The sequence below is a fragment of the Bradyrhizobium sp. PRIMUS42 genome (genome assembly GCF_023006515.1).
Classification (GTDB): Bacteria; Pseudomonadota; Alphaproteobacteria; order Rhizobiales; family Xanthobacteraceae; genus Bradyrhizobium.
The window spans coordinates 1-1,408 of record NZ_JALBGZ010001109.1 but is presented as its reverse complement, the minus strand read 5'-3'; the positions used below and the strand labels follow the sequence as shown (position 1 = coordinate 1,408).

Below are 1,408 nucleotides of genomic sequence, written 5' to 3'. Positions count from 1 at the left end.
CTTCAACCTCGGCGAAGCCACGGTGTCCCGCGCGGCGGTCCGGCTTGCGAGCGGCGAGGTCGGCTTCGGTTACACGCTTGGACGCGACGGTGAGAAGGCGCGGCTGATCGCCCTGTGCGATGCGCTGGTGCAGTCCCGCGATTTCGCCGGAGCGGTCGAGCGGGACGTTATCGCCCCGTTGCGCGAGCAGCTTATGACGAGGCGCACGCAGGCGGCGGCCGAGACCGCTGCGACGAAGGTTGATTTCTACACCATGGTGCGCGGTGAGGGGTGAGATCATGACCACGATTGCGGAACTGCCACCGGGTCTCGCCGACAAGGTGCTGTCGGCGCAATCGACCTTTCGCTCGGTGATGGACGCGATGGCGCGGCCCGGTTCGGTCCAGCGCATCGTGCCGGGAGCGGGGACGCCCGACAGGATGATGCGCGGCGCCGCCGCGATCGCACTGACGCTGTTCGATCACGACACGCCGCTCTGGCTCGATTCGCGGATGGCGGAGAGCGTGGACGTGGTGAAATGGCTGAAATTCCACACCGGCGCGCCGGTGGTGCAGGATTCCTCCGTCGCGAGCTTCGCGCTGATCAGCGATGGCGGAGCGCTTCCGCCGCTCGAACGCTTCGCGCTCGGGACGAACGAATATCCGGATCGTTCGACCACATTGATTCTCCAGATCGATGGTCTGGGCTCGGGACGCAGCTTCGAGCTGCGCGGTCCGGGGATCGACGGTGCCGCGACGCTCCAGGCATCGATCAAGCCGTTCGATCTGTTCGAGCGCCTGCATGTCAACGAGGCGCTGTTTCCACGCGGCATCGATGTCGTGCTGGTCGCCGATGACGCCGTGGTGGCGATCCCCCGCACCACGCGCGTCGTGAGCAAGGGAAGCTGAAGCATGTATGTCGCAGTCAAAGGCGGCGAACGCGCCATCGAGAACGCCCATCGCCTGCTCGCACATAGGCGGCGCGGCGACCAAAGCATTCCGGAGGTCACGCTCGACCAGATCTCGGAGCAGCTTGGCCTCGCCGTCGACCGTGTCATGAGTGAAGGCTCGCTCTACGATCGCGAGCTCGCCTCGCTTGCGATCAAGCAGGCGCGCGGCGATCTGATCGAGGCGATCTTCCTGGTTCGCGCCTTCCGCGCCACGCTGCCGCGCTTCGGCGCGAGCGAACCGGTCGACACCGGCGCGATGCGGGTGTGGCGGCGGGTGTCCTCGACCTTCAAGGACATTCCCGGCGGCCAGATCCTCGGGCCGACCTTCGACTATACCCACCGCCTGCTCGATCCCTCGCTCGCGCAAGGTTTTGTGCCGGAGGCACCGGCGACTGCTGATGCGTCCACGGCGCCGACGCCGCGCGTGACGGACATTCTCGGACGCGACGGGCTGATCGAGCCCTCGCCGCAGGCCGAAGA

General features: G+C 66.9%; 3 protein-coding genes. All 3 read left to right on the top strand.

Features of this window, described 5'->3' with window-relative positions:
• Positions 1-274, top strand: a 274-nt coding sequence (gene phnG / locus MOV75_RS38075; protein WP_247007985.1) for a phosphonate C-P lyase system protein PhnG, incomplete at its 5' end; no start/stop codon positions are given.
• A 4-nt stretch (positions 275-278) separates the two neighbouring features.
• On the top strand, positions 279-887 hold the full coding sequence (gene phnH / locus MOV75_RS38070) for a phosphonate C-P lyase system protein PhnH (RefSeq protein WP_246932700.1): 609 nt from the start codon (positions 279-281) through the stop codon (positions 885-887).
• 3 nt (positions 888-890) lie between these two features.
• Positions 891-1,408: carbon-phosphorus lyase complex subunit PhnI (locus tag MOV75_RS38065; protein WP_247007984.1), on the top strand; the 518-nt coding region annotated here is incomplete at its 3' end.